General features: G+C 68.8%; 19 protein-coding genes. 17 read left to right on the forward strand and 2 right to left on the reverse strand.

What is annotated here, in order from left to right:
• Nucleotides 1-162 precede the first annotated feature (162 nt).
• Nucleotides 163-1,008, forward strand: coding sequence for an alpha/beta hydrolase family protein (locus ACP59X_RS13840; RefSeq protein WP_428559295.1), 846 nt, complete (start codon nt 163-165; stop codon nt 1,006-1,008).
• Here the strand turns inward: ACP59X_RS13840 and ACP59X_RS13845 are convergent.
• A complete protein-coding gene (locus ACP59X_RS13845) occupies nt 1,005-1,163 on the reverse strand; it encodes a hypothetical protein (RefSeq protein WP_428559297.1) in 159 nt (52 codons plus the stop codon). The genes ACP59X_RS13840 and ACP59X_RS13845 overlap by 4 nt on opposite strands.
• A gap of 210 nt (nt 1,164-1,373) precedes the next feature.
• On the opposite strand from ACP59X_RS13845, the gene ACP59X_RS13850 reads away from it, so the two are divergent.
• The 16 genes from ACP59X_RS13850 to ACP59X_RS13925 all read left to right on the forward strand — a co-directional run bounded on the left by ACP59X_RS13850 (nt 1,374) and on the right by ACP59X_RS13925 (nt 20,945).
• Entirely contained in the window at nt 1,374-2,075 is a 702-nt protein-coding gene (locus ACP59X_RS13850) for a FadR/GntR family transcriptional regulator (protein WP_428559299.1), read from the forward strand.
• A gap of 242 nt (nt 2,076-2,317) precedes the next feature.
• Nucleotides 2,318-2,689, forward strand: coding sequence for a hypothetical protein (locus ACP59X_RS13855; RefSeq protein ID WP_428559302.1), 372 nt, complete (start codon nt 2,318-2,320; stop codon nt 2,687-2,689).
• A 255-nt stretch (nt 2,690-2,944) separates the two neighbouring features.
• Nucleotides 2,945-3,982: a heat-inducible transcriptional repressor HrcA gene (hrcA, locus tag ACP59X_RS13860; protein WP_428559304.1), complete on the forward strand. Its 1,038-nt coding sequence runs from the start codon at nt 2,945-2,947 to the stop codon at nt 3,980-3,982.
• An 80-nt stretch (nt 3,983-4,062) separates the two neighbouring features.
• A complete protein-coding gene (locus tag ACP59X_RS13865; protein WP_428559307.1) occupies nt 4,063-4,593 on the forward strand; it encodes a nucleotide exchange factor GrpE in 531 nt (176 codons plus the stop codon).
• Between the two features lie 152 nt (nt 4,594-4,745).
• Nucleotides 4,746-6,659, forward strand: coding sequence for a molecular chaperone DnaK (gene dnaK / locus ACP59X_RS13870; protein WP_428559309.1), 1,914 nt, complete (start codon nt 4,746-4,748; stop codon nt 6,657-6,659).
• A gap of 137 nt (nt 6,660-6,796) precedes the next feature.
• Nucleotides 6,797-8,278: a penicillin-binding protein activator gene (locus tag ACP59X_RS13875; protein ID WP_428559311.1), complete on the forward strand. Its 1,482-nt coding sequence runs from the start codon at nt 6,797-6,799 to the stop codon at nt 8,276-8,278.
• Between the two features lie 20 nt (nt 8,279-8,298).
• The gene (gene gatC, locus ACP59X_RS13880; RefSeq protein ID WP_428559313.1) at nt 8,299-8,583 is read left to right on the forward strand and encodes an Asp-tRNA(Asn)/Glu-tRNA(Gln) amidotransferase subunit GatC; all 285 of its coding nucleotides are present in this window, start codon (nt 8,299-8,301) and stop codon (nt 8,581-8,583) included.
• A gap of 84 nt (nt 8,584-8,667) precedes the next feature.
• Nucleotides 8,668-9,768 (forward strand): hypothetical protein, encoded by a 1,101-nt coding sequence (locus ACP59X_RS13885; protein WP_428559315.1) that lies wholly within the window; start codon nt 8,668-8,670, stop codon nt 9,766-9,768.
• 17 nt (nt 9,769-9,785) lie between these two features.
• Nucleotides 9,786-11,255 carry an Asp-tRNA(Asn)/Glu-tRNA(Gln) amidotransferase subunit GatA gene (gatA, locus tag ACP59X_RS13890; RefSeq protein WP_428559317.1) on the forward strand — a complete coding sequence of 490 codons (1,470 nt, stop codon included), beginning with the start codon at nt 9,786-9,788 and terminating at the stop codon, nt 11,253-11,255.
• A gap of 121 nt (nt 11,256-11,376) precedes the next feature.
• Nucleotides 11,377-12,444: a tRNA 2-thiouridine(34) synthase MnmA gene (mnmA, locus tag ACP59X_RS13895; RefSeq protein WP_428559319.1), complete on the forward strand. Its 1,068-nt coding sequence runs from the start codon at nt 11,377-11,379 to the stop codon at nt 12,442-12,444.
• 191 nt (nt 12,445-12,635) lie between these two features.
• Nucleotides 12,636-15,641: a glycosyltransferase family 39 protein gene (locus ACP59X_RS13900; protein ID WP_428559321.1), complete on the forward strand. Its 3,006-nt coding sequence runs from the start codon at nt 12,636-12,638 to the stop codon at nt 15,639-15,641.
• Entirely contained in the window at nt 15,641-16,264 is a 624-nt protein-coding gene (locus ACP59X_RS13905) for a D-glycero-alpha-D-manno-heptose-1,7-bisphosphate 7-phosphatase (RefSeq protein ID WP_428559324.1), read from the forward strand. Before ACP59X_RS13900 ends, ACP59X_RS13905 begins: the two co-directional genes overlap by 1 nt.
• Entirely contained in the window at nt 16,261-17,481 is a 1,221-nt protein-coding gene (locus ACP59X_RS13910) for an oligosaccharide flippase family protein (protein ID WP_428559326.1), read from the forward strand. Before ACP59X_RS13905 ends, ACP59X_RS13910 begins: the two co-directional genes overlap by 4 nt.
• Nucleotides 17,482-17,615: 134 nt before the next feature.
• Nucleotides 17,616-18,380 carry an SGNH/GDSL hydrolase family protein gene (locus tag ACP59X_RS13915; RefSeq protein WP_428569901.1) on the forward strand — a complete coding sequence of 255 codons (765 nt, stop codon included), beginning with the start codon at nt 17,616-17,618 and terminating at the stop codon, nt 18,378-18,380.
• Nucleotides 18,381-18,433: 53 nt separating this feature from the next.
• Nucleotides 18,434-19,633, forward strand: coding sequence for an SGNH/GDSL hydrolase family protein (locus ACP59X_RS13920; RefSeq protein WP_428559328.1), 1,200 nt, complete (start codon nt 18,434-18,436; stop codon nt 19,631-19,633).
• 241 nt (nt 19,634-19,874) lie between these two features.
• Complete coding sequence (locus tag ACP59X_RS13925) at nt 19,875-20,945, forward strand: DUF459 domain-containing protein (protein ID WP_428559330.1); 1,071 nt, start codon at nt 19,875-19,877, stop codon at nt 20,943-20,945.
• An 82-nt stretch (nt 20,946-21,027) separates the two neighbouring features.
• Here ACP59X_RS13925 and ACP59X_RS13930 read toward each other — a convergent pair whose 3' ends face one another.
• Nucleotides 21,028-24,036, reverse strand: a complete 3,009-nt coding sequence (locus ACP59X_RS13930) for a PAS domain S-box protein (RefSeq protein WP_428559332.1) — start codon at nt 24,034-24,036, stop codon at nt 21,028-21,030.
• Nucleotides 24,037-24,192 lie beyond the last annotated feature (156 nt).

Here is a 24,192-nt window from a genome sequence, read left to right on the forward strand (position 1 = left end):
GGAATCGGCCCCAGCCAGGTCGGGCCAGGGCCGCTGTCGCCGACGGAGAGCTCATTTTTTTCGCGTAACGCGGCTTCGTCCCGCCCCACGCGCCATTGACGCCCCGGCCGAACCCGGCGTACCGTTTTGCCATGTACTATAGCCCTGCTGTCGGAGCCCGGCGTGGCTGAAACGACCGGCACCTGGACCACCGTCCCCCTGACCGCGGCCAACCTGGAAACCGTGCTGGCCGTGGTTTCCGACGCCGCCTACCGCGACGACGCCAGCCTCGTGTCCGGCCTCGAGGCGGCGGGGCTTACCCAGCTCGACCTCACGGGCAGCGGCAGCGGCACCTACATCGCCGGCAACGCCGCCTTCGACGCCTGGACCACCGTCGTCAACGGCGAACCCGTGGCCATCGTCGCCTTTCGCGGCACCGACGACATCGACTATTCCCTCGACGGGATAAGCGCCTACGAGGCCAGCCGGGACGCCGTCTACTGGCTCGATACCAATGGCTATTACGACCTGCTGGCCGACGGGGTGGCGGCCTTCGACACGGCAGTTTCGGCTTTGGGCATAAGCCAGGTCTACGTGACCGGCCACAGCCTCGGCGGCGCCGCCGCCCAGGCCTACATGGCCGCACACCCGGATACGGACGCGACCGCCTACACCGCCGTGACCTTCGGGTCGCTGGGGCTTTCCGGCGACGGCGCCTGGACCACCGACGGCCGGATCACCAATTTCGCCGACGCCTCGGATTTCACCAATTCCCTGGGCACCCAAACGGCCGGGCTGACCATCACCGTGGAAACGGGCGAAACGAGCCTGTCATCGGGCCTGGACCTGGCCGCCCTGATCAGCGACCCGGCCTCCTACCTGACCAGCCACTCCGTCGACCTCTTCGCCGACGACGCCGCCCGCTACGACGCGGTCAAGGCCGGCTTGGCCCTGACGGACACGACCACCTTTTTCACGGCCACGGTCCAATACAACGGCCTGACCCTGGCCGTGTCCGCCTCCGGCTAGTCCACCTTATTTCCCGCCTCGCGCGGCTTGCGGCCAAAGCCGATGGCCCCGGCCGGGCACTTGCCCGGGCCGGTCCCGCACACCACGCCGCGGTCGCAAGGGGCGGCGGCCCGCAGAACATGCCCGCGCCCCTGACCATCGGCATTTTCCGGCATACGCCCCTTCTGCGTCCCTGGATGTCGCATCGCCCCCTCTTCTCCCGCCCGGATCGGGACGATTTTCAGGCAGGCTTCCGATTCCCCGCCACCGGCCATCGACAGCCGTGAGGGGCGGCCCCAGGCCCCGATCGCCATCGGCCCACTGATCGCCATCGCCCTCTTGACAGGGCCGGGTCGGCCGCCTATGGTCATTGAGGAGATCATCAGATGATGCCGTCCCGACTCATTCCCGTGCGCCCCCGTAAACTCGGCGACTTGGTTATCCAGCAGATCCAGGAAAAGATCTCGCTGGGCATTTTCGCGCCCGGGACCAAGATTCCCACCGAGCCGACGCTCATGGCCCAACTGGGCGTGGGCCGCTCCACCGTGCGCGAGGCCATCCGCGTGCTGGTGTCCGCCGGCCTGCTGGAGGTTCGCCAGGGCGACGGCACCTACGTCCTGGACCGCACCTCGGGCCACGAGCCCCTGGAATACCGCCTGCGCCGGGCCAAGGCCGAGGAAATCCGCGAGGTGCGCCGCATCATCGAGGTGGAAACGGCCCGCCTGGCTGCCCTGAACAGGACCTCCGGCGACATCGAGGCCATGCGCGAGTGCCTGGACAACAAGCGCGCCGCCATGGCCGCCGGCGACACCCACGGCTACGTCGCAGCCGACATCGCCTTCCATTCGGCCGTGGCCGCGGCCAGCGGCAACGGCCTGCTCGCCGACCTCTACCGCAGCTTCTGCATGGTTTTTCAGGATTTTCTCGACAGCCTCATCGCCGATCGCGGCGTCAATCAATACCAGGACCGCATCCATATCGGCCTGCTCGAAGCCATCGCCGCCAAGGACCCGGACAAGGCCGTGGCCTTTGCCATGGAAGCCCTGGACCGCACCACCAATGACGCCCGGGCCTTGGAGGGTGCGTGATCGAGCCTGTCTTTTTTTATGGCCACCAAACATCAGATGATAGGATCATCGGCGTTGTGACCGGTTTGCCAAGCGGTTCCGCCCAGCCCGGTGCTCGTCGTTAGAATAAAGACCGGAGCAATCCAACGGCCCTATGCGTATCGTCCGTAGAGACGGGCCGCCCGCATCGCGATACGCATGGGTCAAAAACATCCGCAACCGGCGGCGGCCTTGTGGCCGCTGCCCTACTGCCGGAGTCTGTCATGCGCTTGCACAAGTCGGTTCTCTATGTGCTTTTTCCCGCCTTTCTCTGCTATTACGCGGCGATCGCCCACGCCGCTTTACAGAAAGACGCCCTCTACGGCCCTGCCTCCGCCCTGACGGAGCTGCGCCACATCCTGCCGCGCCTGGCCGTGCCGGCCTGCCTGTCCGACACCGTAAGCCGGGCCATGGACGGCCTGCGCCTGGCCGTGGCCGATTCCTGGCTCATGCGCGACACCCGGCCAAGCGAAGCACAAGCCCGGCGCGACTTCGTGGCCTTGTGGGCCGACCTGGAGCGCGCGCCGTCCCGGCCGGCCACGGCGGCGGCCCCGGAAAACCCCGGCTATCCGGTACTGGTGCCCGGCCAGGATTAGGGCGGCGGCGCCGCGTGGTTGCGGCCCGTGGTGGCGGTCATTGCGTTGCCATCCGCCAGCTTGCCCCCCCGGATGCGCGGCCGGTCCGTGTCCGGCGTCCGGAGCACGGAAGGCCGCCCCTGCCCCGGACAAGATATAACACACTGTGATTTCATGATTTTTTAAGCAATTTTCCGTCGCCGCCCTTGACACGCCCGGGTTCGGTTGTTACCCGTTTGGCACTCTTTTTCGTGGAGTGCCAAACGAGGTCGCATCATGTCGCTGCCGGACCGGGAACGGGAAGTCCTGACCACCATCATCGAGGCCTACATCGCCTCGGCCGCGCCGGTCGGTTCGCGCACCGTGTCCAAGCAGAGCCTGCTTGGGCTCTCGCCGGCTTCCATCCGCAACATCATGGCCGACCTGACCGAATCCGGCTACCTGGCCCAGCCCCATACCTCGGCCGGCCGCGTGCCCACGGCGAAAGCCTTCCGCTTCTACCTGGACACGGTCATGCGCCCGGCCGAAGTGCCCGAGGCCGAACGCCGGCGCATCGCCGACGGCCTGTCCATGGCCGGGCTCGAGGTCGGCGACATGCTGCGCCGGGCCTCGCGGCTGCTGGCCGGCCTGTCCCTGCAGGTGGCCATGGTCGTGGTGCCCAAGGAATCGTCCGCCCGGTGGAAGCGCATCGACTTTTCGCTTTTAAACCCCGGCCTGGTCATGGTGCTGCTGGTGCTGCAAGGCGGGCTGGTGCGCACCCGTGTCATCGAGGCCGACCCCGAGGTCACGGCCGACGACCTGGTGTATTACGCCAACTATTTGAACGACCTGTTCACGGACATGACCGTGGCCGAGGCCCGGCTGCGCCTGGTGGCCGAGTTGGAGCAGGCCCGGCAGTCCTTAAGCGCCCTGTGCCGCCGGGCCCTGACCATGGCCCGCTGCGCCGTGGAACAGGAACGCGAACCGGCCGTCGAGGTCTTTGTCGACGGCACGCCCAACATTTTGTCCCAGCCTGAATTCACCGACGCCGAGCACATGCGCGAACTGATGCGCGTGCTCGAAGAACGCACGATCCTTCTCCATCTCCTGGACAAAACGGCAAACGAACTTAAAACGGTCATAACCATCGGCGGCGAATCGGATCAGGCCGCCCTGGCGGAACTCGGCGTGATCACCGCGCCCTACGGCACGGGCTGTGTGCCCCTGGGGGCCATCGGCGTCATCGGCCCCCTGCGCATGGACTACGCCAAGCTCGTGCCCGTGGTGAACTGCACGGCCGATGCCCTGACCCGGCTTCTCGACCGGCATTTTTAACGCGACAAGCACCGCGTGCCAGGCAGGCCCGGCCCCGGCCGGCCTTTTTTCACGCCCGGCGCGACAGACGTGGAGGATGCATGGCCCCTGACGAAAAACGCGACGACATCGAAACCCCTGGCCAGGCCCCGGACGCGCCCGCGACCCCGGAAGAGGAAATCGACCGCCTGCGCGCCGAACTGGCCGCCGAGGCCGACCGCCGGCTGCGCAGCCTGGCCGAGACGGAAAACCTCAAAAAACGCCTGCTCAAGGAAAAAGAGGATTTCCAGAAGTACGCCACCGAGTCCCTGGTGGCCGAGCTTTTGCCCGTGCTCGACCACCTCGACCTGGCCCTGGCCCACGGCAAGGGGCTGGCCGCCTGCAAGGACTTCGTGGTCGGCGTGGACATGACCCGCAAGGCCTTCGTGGACATCCTGTCCCGCCACGGCGTGACGGAATTCGGCCAGGTCGGCGAGCCGTTTTCCCCGGAGACCCACGAGGCCCTGGGCATGGCCGCCAACCCCGGCCTGCCCGACGACGCCGTGGCCCAGGTGGTCCAGAAGGGCTTCACCCTGCGCGGTCGTCTGCTGCGGCCGGCCAAGGTGATGGTCAACAAGGCCGGGACGGCCTAGGGACGGGGAAAACGGGCAAAAAGGGGCGTTTTTTTCGCCAAAACCCCCTTTACTCGTGAAAACCGGGCCTTATATGTCCACCTGTCCCCACGAAAACATCCGCCCGACGCGGCGGGACAGCATACCGGAACCCCCAAGGAGGAAAGGCTATCATGGGTAAGATAATCGGGATCGACCTCGGGACCACCAACTCCTGCGTCTACGTCATGGAGGGCAAGGACCCGAAGTGCGTCACCAACCCCGAAGGCGGCCGCACCACCCCGTCCATCGTGGCCTTTACCAAGGAGCGGCTGGTGGGCGAAATCGCCAAACGCCAGGCCGTGACCAACCCCGAGCGCACCATCTTCGCCATCAAGCGCCTCATGGGCCGCCGCTTCGACGCCCCGGAAGTCGGCAAATGGCTGGCCCATTGCCCCTATAAGATCGTCGAGGGCACCGGCGGCGACGCCTATGTCGAGGTCGAGGGCAAGAAGTACAGCCCGGCCGAAATCTCGGCCATCATCCTCGGCAAGCTCAAAAAGGACGCCGAAGCCTACCTCGGCGAGACCGTGACCGAAGCCGTCATCACCGTGCCGGCCTACTTCAACGACGCCCAGCGCCAGGCCACCAAGGACGCCGGCCGCATCGCCGGCCTCGAGGTCAAGCGCATCATCAACGAGCCCACGGCCGCCTCCCTGGCCTACGGCTTCGACAAGAAATCCAACGAGAAGATCGCCGTCTTCGACCTCGGCGGCGGCACCTTCGACATCTCCATCCTGGAAGTCGGCGACAACGTCGTCGAGGTCCGGGCCACCAACGGCGACACGTTCCTCGGCGGCGAGGACTTCGACCAGCGCGTCATCAACTACCTGGTCGAGGAATTCAAGAAAGAGACCGGCATCGACCTGGCCCAGGACCGCATGGCCCTGCAGCGCCTCAAGGAAGCCGGCGAGAAGGCGAAAAAGGAACTGTCCACGGCCATGGAGACCGAGGTCAACCTGCCGTTTATCACGGCCGACGCCTCCGGCCCCAAGCACATGATGGTCAAACTCACCCGGGGCAAGCTGGAATCGCTGGTCCACGACCTGGTCCAGCGCACCGTCGAGCCCTGCCGCAAGGCCCTGGCCGACGCCGGCCTCAAGGCCGCCGAGATCGACGAGGTCGTGCTCGTCGGCGGCATGACCCGCATGCCCCTGGTCCAGAAGACGGTCCAGGAGTTCTTCGGCAAGGAGCCCAACCGCTCGGTCAACCCCGACGAGGTCGTGGCCATGGGCGCGGCCATCCAGGGCGGCATCCTGGCCGGCGACGTCAAGGACGTGCTGCTGCTCGACGTGACCCCGCTGTCGCTGGGCATCGAGACCCTTGGCGGCGTTTTTACCAAGCTCATCGACCGCAACACCACCATCCCGACCCGCAAGAGCCAGGTCTTCACCACGGCGGCCGACAACCAGCCCTCGGTGTCCATCCACGTGCTCCAGGGCGAGCGGCCCATGGCCGGCGACAACATGACGCTGGGGCGCTTCGAGCTGACCGGCCTGCCGCCGGCGGCCCGCGGCATCCCGCAGATCGAGGTCACCTTCGACATCGACGCCAACGGCATCGTCAACGTCTCGGCCAAGGACACCGGCACCGGCAAGGAGCAGTCCATCCGCATCACGGCCTCCTCGGGCCTGTCGGAATCGGACATCCAAAAGCTCATCAAGGACGCCGAGTCCCACGCCGAGGACGACAAGCGCAAGCAGGCCCTCATCGAGGCCCGCAACCACGCCGACACGCTGGTCTACACCACCGAGAAGTCCCTGAACGAACTCGGCGAGAAAGTCGACCCGGCCACGCGCGGCGAGATCGAGTCCAAGCTCAACCACCTCAAGGACATCCTCAAGGGCGAGGACGCCGAGGCCATCAAGCGGGCCACCGATGACCTGTCCCAGGCCTCGCACAAGCTGGCCGAGAAGCTCTACCAGCAAAAGGCCGAGGCCGGCGGCGCCCAGGGCGGGCCGACCGGCGCCCCGGGTGGCCCGGGCGCGGCCGGCAAGGCCGGGGCCGACGAGGACGTGGTCGACGCCGACTACACCGAAGTGAAATAAGGCGCGCCGCCGCGGACTTGCCTTCGCGGCCAATCGCGCGTAACGAAAAGCCTGACCCGTCCCCGAGGCGGGTCAGGCTTTTTTACGCCCTTAGGCACGGCGGCCCGGCCGCCAAACCCGGTTCGTCCATGCAGGCCATGACTAGTATACGCCGCAATACCCCTCGCCTGATCGCGAGTCTGCTCCTGTGTTTCGCCCTGGCCGCCCTGACCGGCTGCGGCGGCCTGTTCGCCCCCGCCCCGGCCCCGCCGCCACCGCCGGCCCCGCCGGAAACCCCGCCCCAGCCCGTGGCCCCCACGCCGCCGCCCAAGCCCGTGGCCCAAAATACCGTGGCCCTGCTGCTGCCACTGGGCGGCCCCTTCCGGGAGCTGGGCGGCAAGGTGCAAAAGGGCGTCAAGGCTGCCCAGGACGCCCTGGCCGCCGCCGGCACACCCTTGGAGGTCATCGTCATCGACGCCACCCAGCCCGGCTGGGTCGATTCCGTGCGCAACCTGCCGCCCGAGGTCTCCCTGGTCGGCGGGCCCATGCACCCGCTGACGCTCAAGGAACTGCAATCCACGGGCCTGCTCCAGTCCCGGGTGTTTCTGGCCTTCATGTCCACCCTGGGCGAGGCCCGGGAGGGCGTGGACGCCTGGCGCTTTTTCCCCAGCGCCGCCGACGAGATCGACGCGCTGCTGCGCCTGTCGCTGGCCGATTACGGCATCAACCAGTTCGGCATCCTGCGCCCGGGCGACCGCTACGGCCAGTCCATGGGCGAGGCTTTTGCCCTGGCCGTGGGGCAGCGCGGCGGCCAGGTCACGGCCACGGGCGTCTATTCGCCCCAGGACGCCACGGGCTGGGACGCCACGGTGCTCGAGATGCTCAAGACCGGCGGCGGCCGCCCCGGTTTCGGCGCGGTCTTCATCCCCGACGAATGGGCCCGGGCCGACAAGGTGCTGGCCAATTTCTTCCGCAACAAGATCGAGGACCTGCTCATCCTCGGGCCGCAGCTGTGGACCGAGGCCCTCTACCGGGCCGCCGCCGCCAAGACGCCGATTAACATCAACAACTACCGCCTGGCCGTGTGCCCCGGCGCCTGGTGGCCGGAAAACCAGGGCAAGGCCACCCAGGACCTGATCGCGGCCATGCGTGGCACCGGGACCGAACATGCCGACCTGTGGGAGGCCGTGGGCTACGATTTCGCCCGCTTCGCCGCCCGCGTGGGCAGGCTGCCCCAGGGGTCGCCGCCCCAGGACGTCAGTTCCCGGCTGGCCCAGGCGGCCACGGGCATGGATTTCAGCATGGCGCCCTTGTCCTATTCGCCCGACGGCAAGGCCCATGTGGCCATGTACCTGTTTCGGCCGTCCGTGGCCGGGCCGGTGCTGCTCGATCCCGAGGGCTTCCGCCAACGCCTCAACGCCATCCGGCAAAAGGCCCTGGAGAATCCCGCTCCGGAAAACGAGCAGTCCTATTCGCCCAATCCGGCCCCGGCCCAGCCCGCGCCGGCGCAGCCGAGCCAACCGGCCCAGCCGGCCCCGGCCCAGCCTCTCGCGCCCCAGCCGGCCAAGCCCCTGCCCGAGCAGCAGCCCGCGCCGCTGATTCCGGTGCCGGCCCACAAGCAGGCCCTTTCCGTTTCCTAACCGCCAAGGAACTACAGACTATGCCCATACGCCCCGAAGAAGTGGCCAAGGTGGCCGAACTGGCCCGCCTGCGCCTGGAGGAGGACGCCCTGGCCGGGTTCGCCGCCCAGATGGACGGCATCCTGGCCTACATGGAGACCCTCGGCGCCGTGGACACGGCCGGCGTGGAACCGCTCTACAGCCCGGTCCTGCATGCCACCCCCCTGCGCGAGGACGCGGCGAAAAAGACCTTTCCCCGCGACCAGATCCTGGCCAACGCCCCGGCCACGGACGGGCAGTTCTTCATCGTCCCCAAGATCGTGTAATGGTGGCGCCGTCGGCCCCCGTTCCCTTGCGGTGACGGGCGGCCGACGGCGCCTGTCGTTGCGGCAGCCGCACGGGCAGGCCACATGCAAAAGTCCAGGATATTTCTCATAGGCGATGAGGCCTCCCAGCTTTTCCCCATGGAGGAGTGCGCCTACGACGCCGAGCATGTCCTGCAGGCGCATCTGGCCACGACGCCGGAACTGCTGCCGGGCGACCAAATCGACCAGGACAACCCCCGGCGCTGGCTGCTCGTCAAACGCGAGGCCGGCGTGCCGTGCGAGCCGGACGGCGGCGATTTCTGGAGCATAGACCATTTGTTCGTCGATCAGGATGGCGTGCCGACGCTGGTCGAGTGCAAGCGCTCGGGCGACCCGAGGCTTCGCCGGGATGTCGTGGCCCAGATGCTCGATTATGCCGCCAACGGCATGGAATATTGGCCCCGGGGCAAGATGCGGGCCCTGGCCGAGGAAACGGCCGCCGCCGCCGGGCGCTCCCTGTCCGAGGCCTTGGGCGGACTGCTCCAGGCGGGCGAGGCGCTCCCCGGCGACGAACAAGACATCTTCTGGGAAACGGTGGACGACAACCTGGCCAAGGGTGTCCTGCGCCTGTTGTTCGTCTCCGATGCCATCCCCCGGGAATTGCGGCGCATCATCGAATTTCTCAATGCCAAGATGGCCGACGTCGAGGTGCTTGGCGTGGAGCTCAAGCAGTTCGTGAATGCCGGGCAACACTTCAAGGCCTTCGTGCCCCGGGTTATCGGCCAGACCGAAAGCGCGCAAGCCAACAAGGCGACGGTCAAAAAGAAGTATGCGAACATCGAAGCCCAACTCAGCGGCTTTCCCCGCAAGGGGGTTTTCGAGAAGATCGTCGGCTTGGCCCAGCAAAACGGACATGCGGCCGAGCCGGGAGTGACGAACTTTTCCTTGAGGTTTTCGCTCCACGGCAAACAGATCAGCTACGCGTTCTGCAAGCCGGCGGGACCGTCGCTCCAGTTTTACACCGAGTACCTTTCCCCGTATCCGAAGCTCAAAAGCGGGGTTGAGGAAGCGCTCTCGCATCTGGGCCACGCTTATAACGGAAAATACACCATCACCATTGCCGTAAGCGACAACGAGGACGCGATCCTCGAGGCCTTGACCCGGGTCATGGCCGTCCTGGACGCCTACGCCGCGACCAGCCAGTAAGCTGCAAAGGAAGCACCATGTCCGACATCGTTTCCCTGACCCTGACCGAAGTCCGCGACAAGCTGGCCGCCGGCGACATCAAGGCCGAGGAGGCCGTGGCCGCCTGCCTGGACCGCATCGAGGCGACGGAACCCAAGATCAAGGCCATCTTGCATTTGCAAGCCGCAAAGGCCCTGAAGACGGCCAAGGCCCTGGACGCCGCCGGACCCGACCCGGCCAAACGCCTGTGGGGCGTGCCCATACTCGTCAAGGACGCCATCTGCGTCGCCGACGCCCCCACCACCTGCGCCTCCAAAATCCTCGAAAATTTCGTGCCCTTCTACGACGCCGCATGCATCCGCAAGCTCAAGGACGCCGGCGCCGTCATCCTCGGCAAGGCCAACCTGGACGAATTCGCCATGGGCTCGTCCACGGAAAATTCCGCCTACCAGATCACGGCCAACCCCTGGGACCTTTCCCGCGTCCCCGGCGGCTCCTCTGGCGGCTCGGCCGCGGCCGTGGCCGCCGGCCAGTGCTTCGCCGCCCTTGGCACCGACACCGGCGGCTCCATCCGCCAGCCCGCCGCCTTCTGCGGCACGGTCGGCATCAAGCCCACCTACGGCCGCGTCTCCCGCTACGGCCTGGTCGCCTACGGCTCGAGCCTCGACCAGATCGGCCCCCTGGCCCGCACCGCCGACGACGCCGCCGCCATGCTCACCGTCATTTCCGGCCACGATGCCAAGGATTCCACCTCGGCCCCGCGCGAGGTCCCGGACTTCGAAAAGGCAATCGCCGGCGCCGCCGACCTTTCCGGCCTGACCATCGGCCTGCCCGACGAATACTGGGGCGAGGGCGTGGACGACGAAGTGCGCGAGGCGTGCAGGCAGGCCATGGACACGGCCAAGGCCCTCGGCGCCACGGTCGTGCCCGTTTCGCTGCCCCACACCCCCTACGCCGTGGCCACCTACTACATCGTGGCCATGGCCGAGGCTTCCTCCAACCTGGCCCGCTTCGACGGCGTGCGCTACGGCCGCCGCGCCCCCCAGGCCAAGACCCTGGAGGAACTCTACGAACTCTCGCGCTCCGAAGGCTTCGGCGCCGAGGTGCGCCGACGCATCATCATCGGCACCTACGTGCTCTCGGCCGGCTACTACGACGCCTACTACCGCAAGGCCGCCCAGGTCCGGCGCCTGATCCGCCAGGACTTCCTCGACGCCTATTCCAAATGCGACGTGGTCTGCGGCCCGACCTCGCCCTTCGCCGCCTTCCCCATCGGCAAGATGTCCGGCGATCCGCTGCAAATGTACTTAAGCGACATCTTTACGATTTCCTTAAACCTCGCCGGCCTGCCCGGCCTGTCCATGCCCGTGGGCCTGGGCAAGGACTCGGGCCTGCCCATCGGCATGCAGCTCTTCGGCCCGGCCTTCGACGAAACGGCCATCCTGCGCACGGCCAAAGTCCTCGGCAACGCCCTGCCCAAACTGCCGCAACCGGCCGGGCTCGCGTAAAGGAAGAGAAGATGCCTCCGGCGGCCAGGAGGGGCACTGCCCTTCCTGGACCTCCCGAAAGGGGGAAAGGGGGGGCCATGACGTCACTGCGCAGTCTCGCAACGCTGCCGGGCATGCGATCATGACCATCGCCGTGGCCCTGTCCGGGGGATCGGACAGCCTGCTGGCCCTGGGGCTGCTGCGGCGGGCCGGGCACGAGGTCCTGGGACTGCATGCCCATTTCCTGCCGCCCGATGCGGCGCGCCTGACGCTGGCCGCGGCCATCGCCGCCCAGTGCGACCGCCTCGGCGTGCCGTTTGCGGCCGTCGACCTGTCGCAGGCGTTTGCGGCCCGCGTCATCGCACCCTTTATCGCTGCCTACGCCGCCGGGGAAACGCCCAACCCCTGTGCCGCCTGCAACCGGGACATGAAGTTCGGCCTGCTCCTGGATACCGCCCGTAGCCTCGGCGCCGACCGGCTGGCCACCGGCCACTACGCCCGGCTGGACACGGCCGACGACGGCCCGGCCCTTTTTCGCGGCGCGGACGTTACGCGCGACCAGAGCTACTTCCTGTCCCTGGTCGCCAAGGACGCCCTGGCCCGGGTCGTCTTTCCCCTGGCCGGCAGGAAAAAGACCGACAATCCGGACGCCCTGGCCGCCCTGGGCCTGGCGCCGCCCCTGCCCCGGGAATCCCGCGAGGTCTGTTTCGTACCCGGCGACGACTACCGCGCCTACCTGGCGGCAAGCGGCGCCACGCTCTCCGGCCCCGGCCCCATCCTGTTGCCGGACGGCACACGGCTGGGCACCCACCAGGGCCTGTGGCGCCACACCATCGGCCAGCGCAAGGGCCTGGGTGTCGGCTGGCGCGAACCGCTCTACGTCCTGGCCAAGGACGCGGCCCGAAACGCCTTGCGCGTCGGCCCCAAAAACCTGCTTTTCACCCAATGTTGCCGGGCGGTGGCCCCCAACTGCCTTGTCCCGCCCGCGCGCTGGCCCGAAACGGTCCTGGCCCAGACCTGCTACCGCATGCGTCCCCGGCCCGCCCTGGCTACGGTCGCCGAGGGGATGCTGGCCATCGCCTTCGACGAACCGGTCACCCGGCCCACGCCCGGCCAGGTGGCCGTGCTTTATGACGCCGCCGGCCGCGTCCTGGCCGGGGGCATACTGGCCGAGACGACCGGAGCGGACGCGGCCGTTGGCGCGGGCTGAACGACGGGCCGCAAGCCGGGGCCACCCGGACGATGCCCGCGCCATGCGCTCGACGGCTCCTGGCCCTTCTGACCCAGGCGCAGGCCGGGGCCACCCGGACGGTGCCCGTGCCACCGCAACCCTTGTCTTCCCGCCAAAGCTTGGCTAAATGGCCTTGGCCTTCGCGTATGCCGCAGGAAGCCGCACCCCCCATGCCAACAAACGACACCCGCCGCCTGTATACGACCGTGCTCGGCCTGCTGCTCGTGGCCGCAGCCGTCCTGCGCCTGCTGCACCTGGGCGAGCCGTCGCTGTGGTGGGACGAGTTCATAACGCTTGGCATCGCCAAACTGCCCGTGTCCCGCATGCTCCACACCCTGACGGTGATCGGGCCTTCCGACATCGGCGGCGAGTTCTTTCCGCCGCTGTACCATCTGCTCACCCATGCCGTGCTGGCCGTCAGCCGCGACGACGCCGTGCTGCGGCTTGTAAGCGTCGCCTGCGGCACGGCCTCCATCGCCGCGCTCTACGCCCTGACCGCCGCCGTCTTCAGCCGCGCCGCCGGGCTGTGCGCCGCCACCCTGGCCGCCTTTTCCGTCTACCAGATGCACTATTCCCGGGAGCTGCGGCCCTACAGCCTGTTCATGCTCCTGGGGCTGCTCTCGTTTCTGGCCCTGTACCGGGCCCTGACCCGGGGAGGCGCCAGGCGCTACGCCGCCTACGCCCTGGCCACCCTGGCCATGTGCTATACCGCCTACACGGCCACCTCCAACATCGCCGCCGAAGGGGTGTTCACGGCCTGGTTCCTGCTGCGCGGCCTGGGGAAAAAAGAGCTTTCCCCGCGCCAGGCCCTGGGCAAGGGCCTGGCCCTGGCCGCCTGCGTGGCCTTCGTGGGGCTGTGCTACCTGCCGTGGCTTCCCGCCTACCGCAACGTTTTCGACCTGCTCAAATCCGGCGGCGGCTCGCCGTCGGTGCCCGGCGATTTCCTGCTGACGGCGCTTGCGGAATTCGGCGCCTATGCCGCGCCCCGGCGCGGGCTGCCCTGGCTGCCTCTGGCCCTTTTGGCCCTGGGCGGCCTGGCCGTGGCCTGGCGGCCCAAATGGCGCGACGGCCTGGCCCTGTTTGCGGCCTACGCCGCCATGCCCATCGTGGCGTTCCTGGCCGCCGGCATGCAGCTCGAACTGAGTTCGCGCTATGCCTTCAACGCCTGCTACGCCCTGTTCGCCCTGGCCGGCCTCGGTGCGGCCTGGCTCATGGAGCGCCTGGCTGGCCATCTGCGGCTTTCCCCGGCCCAGGCAGCCTGGGGCGTGCCCCTGGCCGGCCTGCTGGCCTGCCTGCTGGTGAGCATCCCCAACCTGCGCTCCCTGCCCGGCTACTACCGCCGCGAGACGTCCTATTCCAAGGAACTGGCCGACTACCTGGCCTGGAACAAGAACAACATCCGCTACCTGTTCTTCCAGAGCAACCGCAACCCCAAGCTCGTTACCGACTGGTACCTGCCCGGCGTCTTCGACAAGCTCTCGTCGTTTACCGCCAAGGGCTACAAGCGGGCCTTCCACCTCATCCAAAGCGACCTGACGGCGCCGGCTACGCCCTTTCCCGGGCAAAAACGCGTGACCATCCAGGACACCGTGGTTTCGGCCATGGGCCTGGTCAGCACCGCCCCGGTGGTCCTTTTCCCCGATGCGGCCGGCAAGGCCGCCTATGTCGAGGACTTCACCACCTACAACTTCTACGCCGACTGCGAGGCCGCGGAAAACCTCGGCCCCGAAAGCCGCTACCATACCCTCACCCACTACGACTACGACAAGCCCGGCCGGGCCGATTACCGCTTCGTCGCCGCCCCGGGCACGCAGCTTGCCCGCGCGACCGTGCACCTGGAATTTTCCGCCTCCTTCCTGGGCGACCTGCCTTCCGACTCCCGCGTGACCGTGTCCCTGGCCGCCGACGACGGCGCGCTGACGGAACTGGACGTGCTGACCGGCGAGGGCTTTCGCGGTCCGGACGGCCGGCTCGTCCCGGCCAATCACGAAAAACGCCGCTTCATCAGCCGCGACTACCCCGTGGCCCTGCCGCCGGGCGGGGCCGGGCAACTGCGCCTGCGCCTGGCTTACGGCCCGGTGTTCAATCCCGGGGTCATCGAGGTCACCCGCCTGGAGGTCCGCGCCGACCTGGCCGGCAGACCGGCCGGCCCCGGCCCGGCCGAGGATGCGCTGTGGCGCGCCGCCGCCAACAACAGCCTGGCAGCCTGGCGGCCGGACGAGCCCCTGGTCGACGCCGATGCCCTCTATGTTTTTCCGGCCGGCCCGGACATCCCCCAGGGCCCGGCCAATCCCCACGACCGCCTGGCCGCCTTCCGGGCGGCATATCCGAGCCTGGGCCCGGTGTTCACCATCCCCGGCCCCGGCGGCGAACCGGCCTACCTCTTCTACGACCCGGCCCTGGCCGACCCCTATCTCGCCCTGGCCCAGGGCAACCCGGCGACCCTGCGCCTGGGCGCCGCGCCGCCGGTGGAGTTCGCCGCCGTCAAGCTTACGGGGGAACTGAACCGGCCGCGCCTTTCCATCGGCGACAAGGCCGTCCCCGTGCCGGTGCTGGCCCCGGCGCCGTCGACGCTCCTTCTGGAGCGCCAGAGCGGCGTGCTGCGCTTCGAGCCGAGCTTCCACGCCGAGGCCGAAGCCCTGGCGGCCTTCCCCCTGTCGTTTAACATCCGCAAAAACGACGGCGAGGACTGCCTGTCCTGCCGGGACCCCGGCCCCTGCTCGGTGACCGTGCCGCTCAGTTCCGCCTTTCCCATCAAGCTGCTGCGCATCCTGTCCTATCCCCGGGTCTTCGCCGACAAGGCCGGGAAAAACACCGTGACCGTATCCTTTTCGCCGGACGGCACGCATTTCACGCCCCTGGACAGGCTGACCAGCAACCGTTCCGGGTTGTGGGAGGGGCTCATGGTCCGGCGCGTTTCGGTGCTGCGCTTCCCGAGGCCCATTGCCAACGGCTTCGTGCGCTTCGACCTGTCCGGCCCCGGGGCGCAACTGTGGTCGCGCGACGACACGCGCCTGCGCATCGAGGCCGTGCTCGACACCACGTCCTTCACCGGCCTTCCCGTGGACAGCCCGACGTTTCCCGTAACCCTGCGGGACAACGGCGGCGCCCCCTTGTCGCTGTTCCTTTCCGCCCGGCCCCAGCCCTACCTGCCGGCCCTCCAGGACGACTTCTGATGCCCCAAGCCATAACCAACGTGCTGCTCGACCGCGACGGCACCATCATCGAGGAACGCCACTATTTGAGCGACCCCGACGGCGTGGCCCTGGTTCCCGGCGCGGGCGAGGCACTCGCCGGGCTGGCCCGGGCGGGGGTGCGCCTTTTCGGCGTCACCAACCAGTCCGGCATCGGCCGGGGCTATTACGGCCTGGCCGACTACCGGGCCGTGCAGGCCCGTGTGGACGCGCTGCTCGCGGCCCACGGCGTCACCCTCACGGAAACGGCCTTTTGCCCCCATGCCCCGGCCGAGGGCTGCGCCTGCCGCAAACCGGCCACCGGCCTTTTTACCGCCCTGGCCGACCGCCACGGCCTGGTCGGGGCCGAAACGGCCGTGATCGGCGACGCCGCCTCGGACATCGCCTTCGGCCTGGCTTTCGGCTCGCCCCTGACCATCCTGGTGGCCACGGGGCACGGCGCGCGCCACGCCCGGGAGCTCGGCTTGCCCGAGCTCGCCGGGCCGCTGCTGGTCCCGGCCGCGCGCCGGCCGGGCTGGCCCCATGCCCTGGCCCGGGACCTGCCCGCCGCGGTGGCGCATATCCTGTCCGTCATGGCCGCGCCCACCGGCCGGGTCGCGCCATGAGCCGGGCCCTGGCCAAGGCCCTGACCAGCCAGTGGGCGGCCACGCTCTACGCCGCCGCCGTGTCCGTGGGCCTGACCTTCGTGCTGGGCCGGGCGCTTGGGCCGGCGGTGTTCGGCCAGTATTCCTACATCCTGACCCTGGCCTCGATCTTCGCCATTTTCCAGGACGGCGGCTTCACCACGCTTATTTTCCGCGAAACGGCCATGGCCGCCCTGGCCCCCAAGGAAGGGCGGCCGGGGCTGCTGTCCCTGGCCCTGGGGCATCTGGGCCTGGTGACCGCTCTCGGCCTGGGGCTGACCCTGTGCTTTCCCGCCGCCGACCGGCTGTCCCTGGCGGCGGCCGTGGGCTACTACGCCCTTTTCACCGCCGCCGCCCTGGTTTCGGCGCAGCTCAAGGGGCGCAACAATTTCGCCGCCGAGGGCGTGTGGCGGGCCATCTGCCGCACGGCCACGGCCCTTGGCGCCGGGGCGGCCCTGCTTTTGCCCGGCGCGGGCACGGCGGCGATCTTCCTCGGCCTGCTCCTCGGCCAGGCCGGGGCGCTGCTGTCCCCCTTCGGCCGGGCCCTGCGCCTGCCGCCCCGGCTGACCGCCAGCCGCGAGGTCTACGGGCCATGCGCCGCCTTTTTGTGCATCAGTGCCGCCACCACCATCTATTTCCGCTGCGACGTCATCCTGCTGCGCCAGCTCACCGACGACCCGGCCATTGTCGGCAACTACGCCGCCGCCTACCGCCTCATCGAGGGCGTGATCATGCTGGCCACCCCCCTGGCCCACATCTTTTTCCGGCGCCTGCGCGTCTCCCTGCAGGACACGGCCGCGTTTCGCCAGTCGTTTGGGCGCATGCTCGGCGTCATGATCGGGCTGTCCGTGGCGGCCGTGGCCGGGGGCTTGCTGCTTGGCCCCTGGATCCTCACCCTGGCCTTTGGCGACAAGTACGTGGCGGCCATCCCCCTGCTTTCCTGGCTGCTGGCTTCGCTGCCCTTCATCCTGCCCAACTACGTCCTCACCCAGGCCCTGGTGGCCCTGGGCCGGGAGCGGGCCTACGCCGTGGCCACCATCGCCGCCGCCGTGGTCAACATCGCCCTCAACCTGCTGTTGATCCCGCTGCTGGCCGCCAAGGGCGCGGCCCTGGCCACGGTGGCCACCGAGGCCATGCTGTGCCTGGCCCTGGCCCGCAGCTTCGTCCGGGACGGCTTGCGCCCGAAATCCGCCGCCTGACGTCGCCCTGCCCCTCCTGGACAAACCAAACTCCCGGGACTATGCTCGAATCGATGCGACATTTCCCGCCGCCATCCCGGCGTTACCCCTGCATACGGAACCTCGCCCGCTTCCTGGCCGCATCCTTGACGGTTGTGGTCCTCTCGTGCCTTGCGGCCGGGCCCTGCCTGGCCAAGAAAAGCCAAACCCCGCCGGACGCGGCCAAGACGGACCAGGGCAAGGCGGCCCCGGCCAAGACGGACTCGGGCAAAACGGACCCGACCCCGGCCCTGCGCGCCCCCGGCCCCGCCGCCGATGCCGCCACCAGGCCGCGCAAGATTCTGCTCGTGGGGGATTCCTTCGCCGTGGGCCTGGGGCTCACCCTGCCCCAGTCCATGGGCCGGCCCGGGGACGTCGCGCTGCTCCCGCGCGGCAAGGTTTCCAGCGGGCTCAATTCGCCCCAGTTCTACGATTGGGAAAAGGCCCTGGCCGAATTCCTCGAGGCCGAGAAGCCCGACGCCCTGGTGGTCATGCTTGGCGGCAACGATGCCAAGAACGGCCGGGGCACGCCCCAATGGGCCCAGGACTTCACGGCCAAGGCCGGGCGGTTCCTGGACATCGCCGGCCGCCACGGGGTGCGGGTCTACTGGGTCGGCCTGCCGCCCATGCGCGAGAAAGCCTTCAGCCAGCGGGCCTGGACCACCAACGAGGCCATGCGCGCCGCCTGCACCGGCGCGCCCTCGTGCCGTTTCATCGAGTCCTGGGACCTTTTCGCCGACACCTCGGGCCGGTTTTGCGCCAAAAAAACCGTTTCCGGCAAGGCCATCTCCCTTCGCGGCAAGGATGGCGTGCATTTCACCACGGCCGGTTGCCGCCTGCTGACGGACCGCATCGTCACGGCCATGGCCACGCCCCGCTGACCCCGTCGGCCAACCCCGCCACCGCATCAAACCCGTTAGCGTAGCCACGGCCCATGAGTTGGAAAAAAGCCTGCCTCGTATATCTGATCGCCCTGGTCGTCGCGGCCATGGCCAACATCGAAAAGGTCTCGATCTGGGTCGACGACCATCTGGCCGACGGCCCGGCCCCCAGCGTGGCCCGGCAGGTCCGGCGCGCCCGTAACCTCTGGCGCGCATCGGGCCTCGGCCCGGCCTCCAAGTCCCTGGACTGCGCCCTGGCCCCCTATTTCGACGAAACCTACAAGAATTCCCTGGCCTGCCGCGACGACCCGGCCACCGAGGCCGAGGCCCTGGCCCTCAAAAACCGCCTCGACCCCAACCAGCCGGTGCTCAAGCCCGACATTGCCGTGGACACCGACGACCTGCTGGCCGCCCTGGCCCCGCCGCGCCCGTCCCTGGCCGCCGAGGACACCGAGCAGGCCCCGGCGGAGGCCGCGGTACCGCATCCGGCCACGCCGGCCGCCGCGACCGCCACGACCGGCACGGCAATCACACAGCCGGGCGCGCCCAGCCTGGCCACGGCCAAGCTGCCCGCGCCGCGCAAGCTGCTCGTGGTCGGCGACTCCCTGGCCATCGGCCTGTCCCTGTCGTTGCGGCGCAGCGTGGCCGAACTGGACAACCTCGAACTCATCGAGGAAGGAAAAGTCTCGAGCGGCCTGGCCAACCCCAAGTACTACGACTGGGGCAAGGCGCTTCGCGTCTTTCTCGACAAATACAAGCCCGACGTCGTGGTGGTCATGATGGGGGCCAACGACGCCAAGTACATCAACCTCAACGAAAAACCCCGGCCGGCCGGCAGTCCCAACAAGACCTGGCCCGAGGTCTTTTCCATGCGTGTCGAGAACTTCCTCGAGGCCATGCAGGAACGGGGCGTGCGCAACTACTGGATCGGCCTGCCCATCATGGGCGATCCACCCTACGCCAAGCAGGCCGAGGTCATGAACGACATCGTCAAGGCCGAATGCGGCCGGTTTTCCACCAGCCGCTACCTCGACACCTGGACGCTCCTGGCCGACGACCAGGGCAACTATTCGACCTTTTTGCCCAACGAAAAGGGCGTGAAGATCAAGGTCCGGGCCAACGACAAGGTGCATTTCACCGTGGCCGGCGGCGACATTCTGGCCCAATCCTTCCTGGCGGCCATCGGCAAGGACATGGAGCTGCGCCAAAAAACAACAGGCTCGCCTGCGGCCGCGCCGTCGCGCACGCCGTGAGCGGGCACCCCCCACTGCCTCCGCCAGGCCCGCCCATCGGGAGCGCGGCTTTCGGCCAAGCCGGCTAAGGCCGTTGCCTCGACCGGCCGGCGGGGGTACTTTGTCCCCATCGCCGGTACTCCCCGGACGCGGCCAGACGAACATGGGCATGACCACTATGGAAAACCGGCGTCGCCGACACGCCCCTCCCCGACCAGGCCGGACGCGTCCGCGGCGGCCGCGCGCCTGGCGGATACGCCTCGTGCTGGCCTGCCTGCTGTGCGGCCTCAGCCTTGTCAGCACGGCCTGCCGGGGCGAGGACAGCCCCGCGCCCCCAAGCCCGGACACGCCCATCGCGCCCACCGACGTCTTTTCCAGGCGCGCCCCCGCAGCCCCTGCAGCCCCCGCCCCCAAACCCCAGGCCACACGCCTGCTGGTGGTCGGCGACTCCCTGTCCATCAGCCTCGGCGAGCAGCTCGAACGGGCCCTGGCCGGCACGCCCGGCCTCGATTTCGCCCGCGACGGCACCCGCTCCACGGGCCTCACCCGCCCGGAACTCCTGGACTGGCCGGCCCGCCTGCACGAACGGGTCGCCGGGGAAGTGCCGGACATCCTGGTCGTGATGCTCGGCGCCAACGACGTCATGCCCGTGGACGGCCCGGACGGCGCGCGGGTCTATTTCGACAACCCGGCCTGGCCCGAGGCCTACGCCGCCAAGGCCAAGGGCCTCGTGGACATCGCCCGCCGGGCCAATCCGCACGTCCGCGTCTACTGGGTCGGCGTGCCGTCCATGGGCGAAGCCTCCCTGGCCGGCGGGGTCCGGCAGGTCAATGCGGCCCTGGCGGCCATGTGCGCCGCCGCCGGCTGCCGGTTCATCGACACCGCCGCCGCCTTCTCCGACCCCGACGGCCGCTTCAGCCGCCACGGCCGCGACGCGGCCACCGGGGAAACCGTGCTCCTGCGCACGGCCGACGGCGTGCACCTGACCGAGTCCGGCGCCAGGTTCCTGGCCGGCCTGGTCCTGGCCGGCCTGGGCGACGGCACGCCCCTGCCCCAAAGCGCCGGCGCCGACGAACTGCGCGCCTACGCCCGGGACGTGCGCCCGGTCGCCGATCCCGCCGCCCAGCCGACGCCGGCCCAGCCCGCGCCCAAGGTCAAGTTGTCGGGCAAGACCTATGCCGTGAAAAAAGGCGACACCGTAAACGGCATCGCCCGCAAGCTCGGCGTTCCCGCCGCCGACCTGGCCGCCGCCAACCCTGGCGTGGATTCCACGCGCCTGTCCCTGGGCCAGAGCCTGCGCGTCCCGGCCAAACGCCGCGAGGGCCGCCCCTGAAAGGGGACACCGGCCTTTTCGCGGCAACATCAAAAACTGTTTTTTTCTTGAAAATACGCTCGTCGTTACACGGGCCACGGCATCAGGCCGCGCCCGCCTTGCCCAGAAAACGGTCGAGGACGGCCATCATTTCCTCGCGGTCCACGGGTTTGGCCAAATAGGCGTCCATGCCGGCGGCGAGCAGCGACTCCCGGTCGCCGGACATGGCGTGGGCGGTCAGGGCGACGATGGGCACGGCCGGGTGCCCCTGCCCGGCCAGGGCTTGCCGGATGGCGGCCATGGCCTGGATACCGTCGAGCACCGGCAGCCCCACGTCCATGAAGATCAGGTCCGGCCGGTAGGCCGTTGCCAATTCCACCGCCTCCCGGCCATCGGCGGCCACCACCACGGCATGGCCGAGTTTTTCCAGGATGCGGCGCGCGGCCAGGGCGTTGATGGGGTCATCCTCGGCCACGAGCAGCCGGAAGCCGCCCCGGCCCGCCGGCCGGCCTTCGCGGCCCCCGCCGGCCAGGCCGGCCGACTGCCCCGGCGGCTCCGGCCGGCGGTGGACCAGCGGCAGGGCGCAGGTGCAGCGCGTCCCGCGGCCCACCTCGCTTTCCATGGTGATGGCGCCGCACATGAGCCGCACCAGCCGCCGGACGATGGCCAGGCCCAACCCGGCCCCCTGAAACCGCCGGGTAAACGAGCGCTCGACCTGGTGGAAGGCCTCGAACACGGTATCGAGTTCCTCGGCGGGAATGCCCACGCCGGTGTCGACGAGGGAAAACAGCACGCTCCCCTCGCCGGCCCTGTTCGTCGGGCCGGCCCAGGCCTCCAGGCGCACGCTGCCGGACCTGGTGAATTTCACGGCATTGCCGGCCAGGTTGTAGAGGATCTGGCGCACGCGGCCCTCGTCGCCAAAAAGCGTCGACGGCACGCCCGGCTCCACGGCGACGACCCATTGGACCCCGGCCTCGCGGCAGGTCGGCTCGAAGGCGGTGGTGACGGCGTTGACCAGGTCGGCCAGCAAAAAGGGCTCCTTGACCAGGCCCAGCTTGCCGGACTCCACCCGCGACAGGTCCAGGATGTCGCCCAGGAGCCTGGTGAGGCGGCGGCAGGAATTGAGGGCGGCATCGACGTATTCCCGCTGTTCGGCCGAAAGTTCCGTGCCGGCCAGCAGTTGGGCCATGCCGTGGATACCGTTGAGCGGCGTGCGCAGTTCGTGGCTCATGTTGGCCAAAAACTCGCTTTTGACCCGGCTGGCCGTCTCCGCCGCCTCCTTGGCCGCCAGAAGCGCCGCCGCGTCGCGGCGCCGGGCCACCAGCCGCCAGGCCGTGTCCACCAGCAGGGCCGCCAGTTGGACATCGGCCTCGTCGTAGGGCTCGCCCTTGCCGGCGACCAGCATCGCCGCCGCCATGTCCCGGCCGGCGACCACCGGCACGAACAGCATCTGCCCCATGGCCGCCAGCGGCCCCTGATCGGTCACGATCCCGGGTTCCCGGATACCGGAGGCCTCCACCCAGGCCGCCACCCCGTCCGGGTCGCGGCATTCGCCGTCCCACAGCACCAGGCAGGCGGCATTGCCCGTGGCCTCGACATGGCGCAGCCCACCATCCGCCTCGCCCCGCAGAAAAACCCCGCCATAGCGGCTGCCGGTCAGCCGCCGGGCCTCGGCCGCGGCATGGGCCAGAAGCGTCGCCTCGCAGGCCGTCTCCATCTGGGTCAGGGCGAACAGGCTCTGCAGCCGGGATTCGCTGACCCGCACCCGTTCCTCGACTCGACGCCGTTCCGTCACGTCGCGGAAAAAGACCAACGCTCCCGGCCGGCCGTCCCATTCGATGGGCACGGCCGCCGCCTCGGTGAAAAACAGTTGTCCATCCAGGCGCAGCATGGCCTGTTCGACCGACGGCACGGCCTGACGGTCGACATTGAGTGTTTGGATGCGCCGCAGCACGCTGTCCCGAAAGGCCGGCGCCACCCGTTCGATGACGGGCTCGCCCAAAAGCCCTTCCGCCTCGGGCAGGCCGAACAACTGGCAGGCGGCCGGATTGAGGTAGGCGAACCGGCCCTCGACCTGGACGAACACGCCGCTGGGCGCGTTTTCCACCAGCAGCCGGAACCGCTGTTCGCTTTCGGACAGGCGCCGCTCGGCTTCCAGGCTTTCCGTGACATCCATGACGATGGAATAGAGCAGTTGCCGGTCGTCGAAGCGAATCGGCCCGGTATAGACCTCCACGTCGCGAATGCGGCCGTCGGCCAGCCGGTGGCGGAAGCGGAAGGATTTGACCCGCCCCTTCTTGGCCGCTTGCATGGCCGCGCGCACGTCCTGCGGCGGCAGGGTGTTTATGTCCTGCATACGCTGGAGCCGAATCGCCTCGCGGCTCCAGCCATAGAAGACGCAGGCCGACGGGTTGGCGTCCACGATGCGGCCCGAATCCGGGTCGACGAGGAGCATGACGGCATGGTTGTTCTCGAAAAGGCTCAGGTAGCGGGATTCGCTTTCCCGTAGGAAGATGACGAGGCGGTTGCGGGCCAGGCGCCTCACGAGCAGGAGCCCCAACCCCGCCGTGGCTGCCGGATAAATCAACAACACCGGCAGGGAGATGTTGCGCAGGGTTTCGAGGGCGTGGCCGCCGGGAAGCAACAGCATCAGGGACAGCATGACAACGTGCAGCAGCAGGCCGAAGGCGAAGAGCTCCCCGAAACCCAGTTCGGCCAGGGTCTGTTTGCGGCGTGCCCGCCACACAAGCCCCAGACAGCCGGAAGCGAGGATCACGCAAGAGCCGACATACATGCCGAGGCCGCCTTGGGCGATGCGCAGCGAAACGGCCATGGCCATGGCCACCAGCGTGGGCAGGGCACCGAAAAAAAGCCCGGTCACGCCAAGCAGGATGGACCTGGTATCAAAAAAAAGTCCGGGTCGCAGTTCCCATGGCCCCAGCATGACGGCCACGGCCATGCCGCCGAGGCATACGCCGACCAGAACACGTTTGGGCCAGGCGTCCTGTTCCCCGACATCCCGGCCGAAGACATCGGACAAGAAAGCCAGGGCGAGCAGCAGGGCGGCGTTGTTGACCAACCCCAGCACCATCGGTTTGGCGAGTGTTTCCATGAATTGCTTCTACGTCTCTTTCCTCGGCCATGGGCAACGGCCATCCGCCCCTTCCGCCAGCCGAGCCCAAAGAGACCCTTACGGTCGATGCATAGCCTATCCGGAGCGAAAACGAAACCCACCCCGCAGCTTGTTGCGGCCGTCGCCATAGCGGCC

The organism is Solidesulfovibrio sp. DCME, assembly GCF_049995385.1.
Taxonomy (GTDB): Bacteria; Desulfobacterota; Desulfovibrionia; order Desulfovibrionales; family Desulfovibrionaceae; genus Solidesulfovibrio.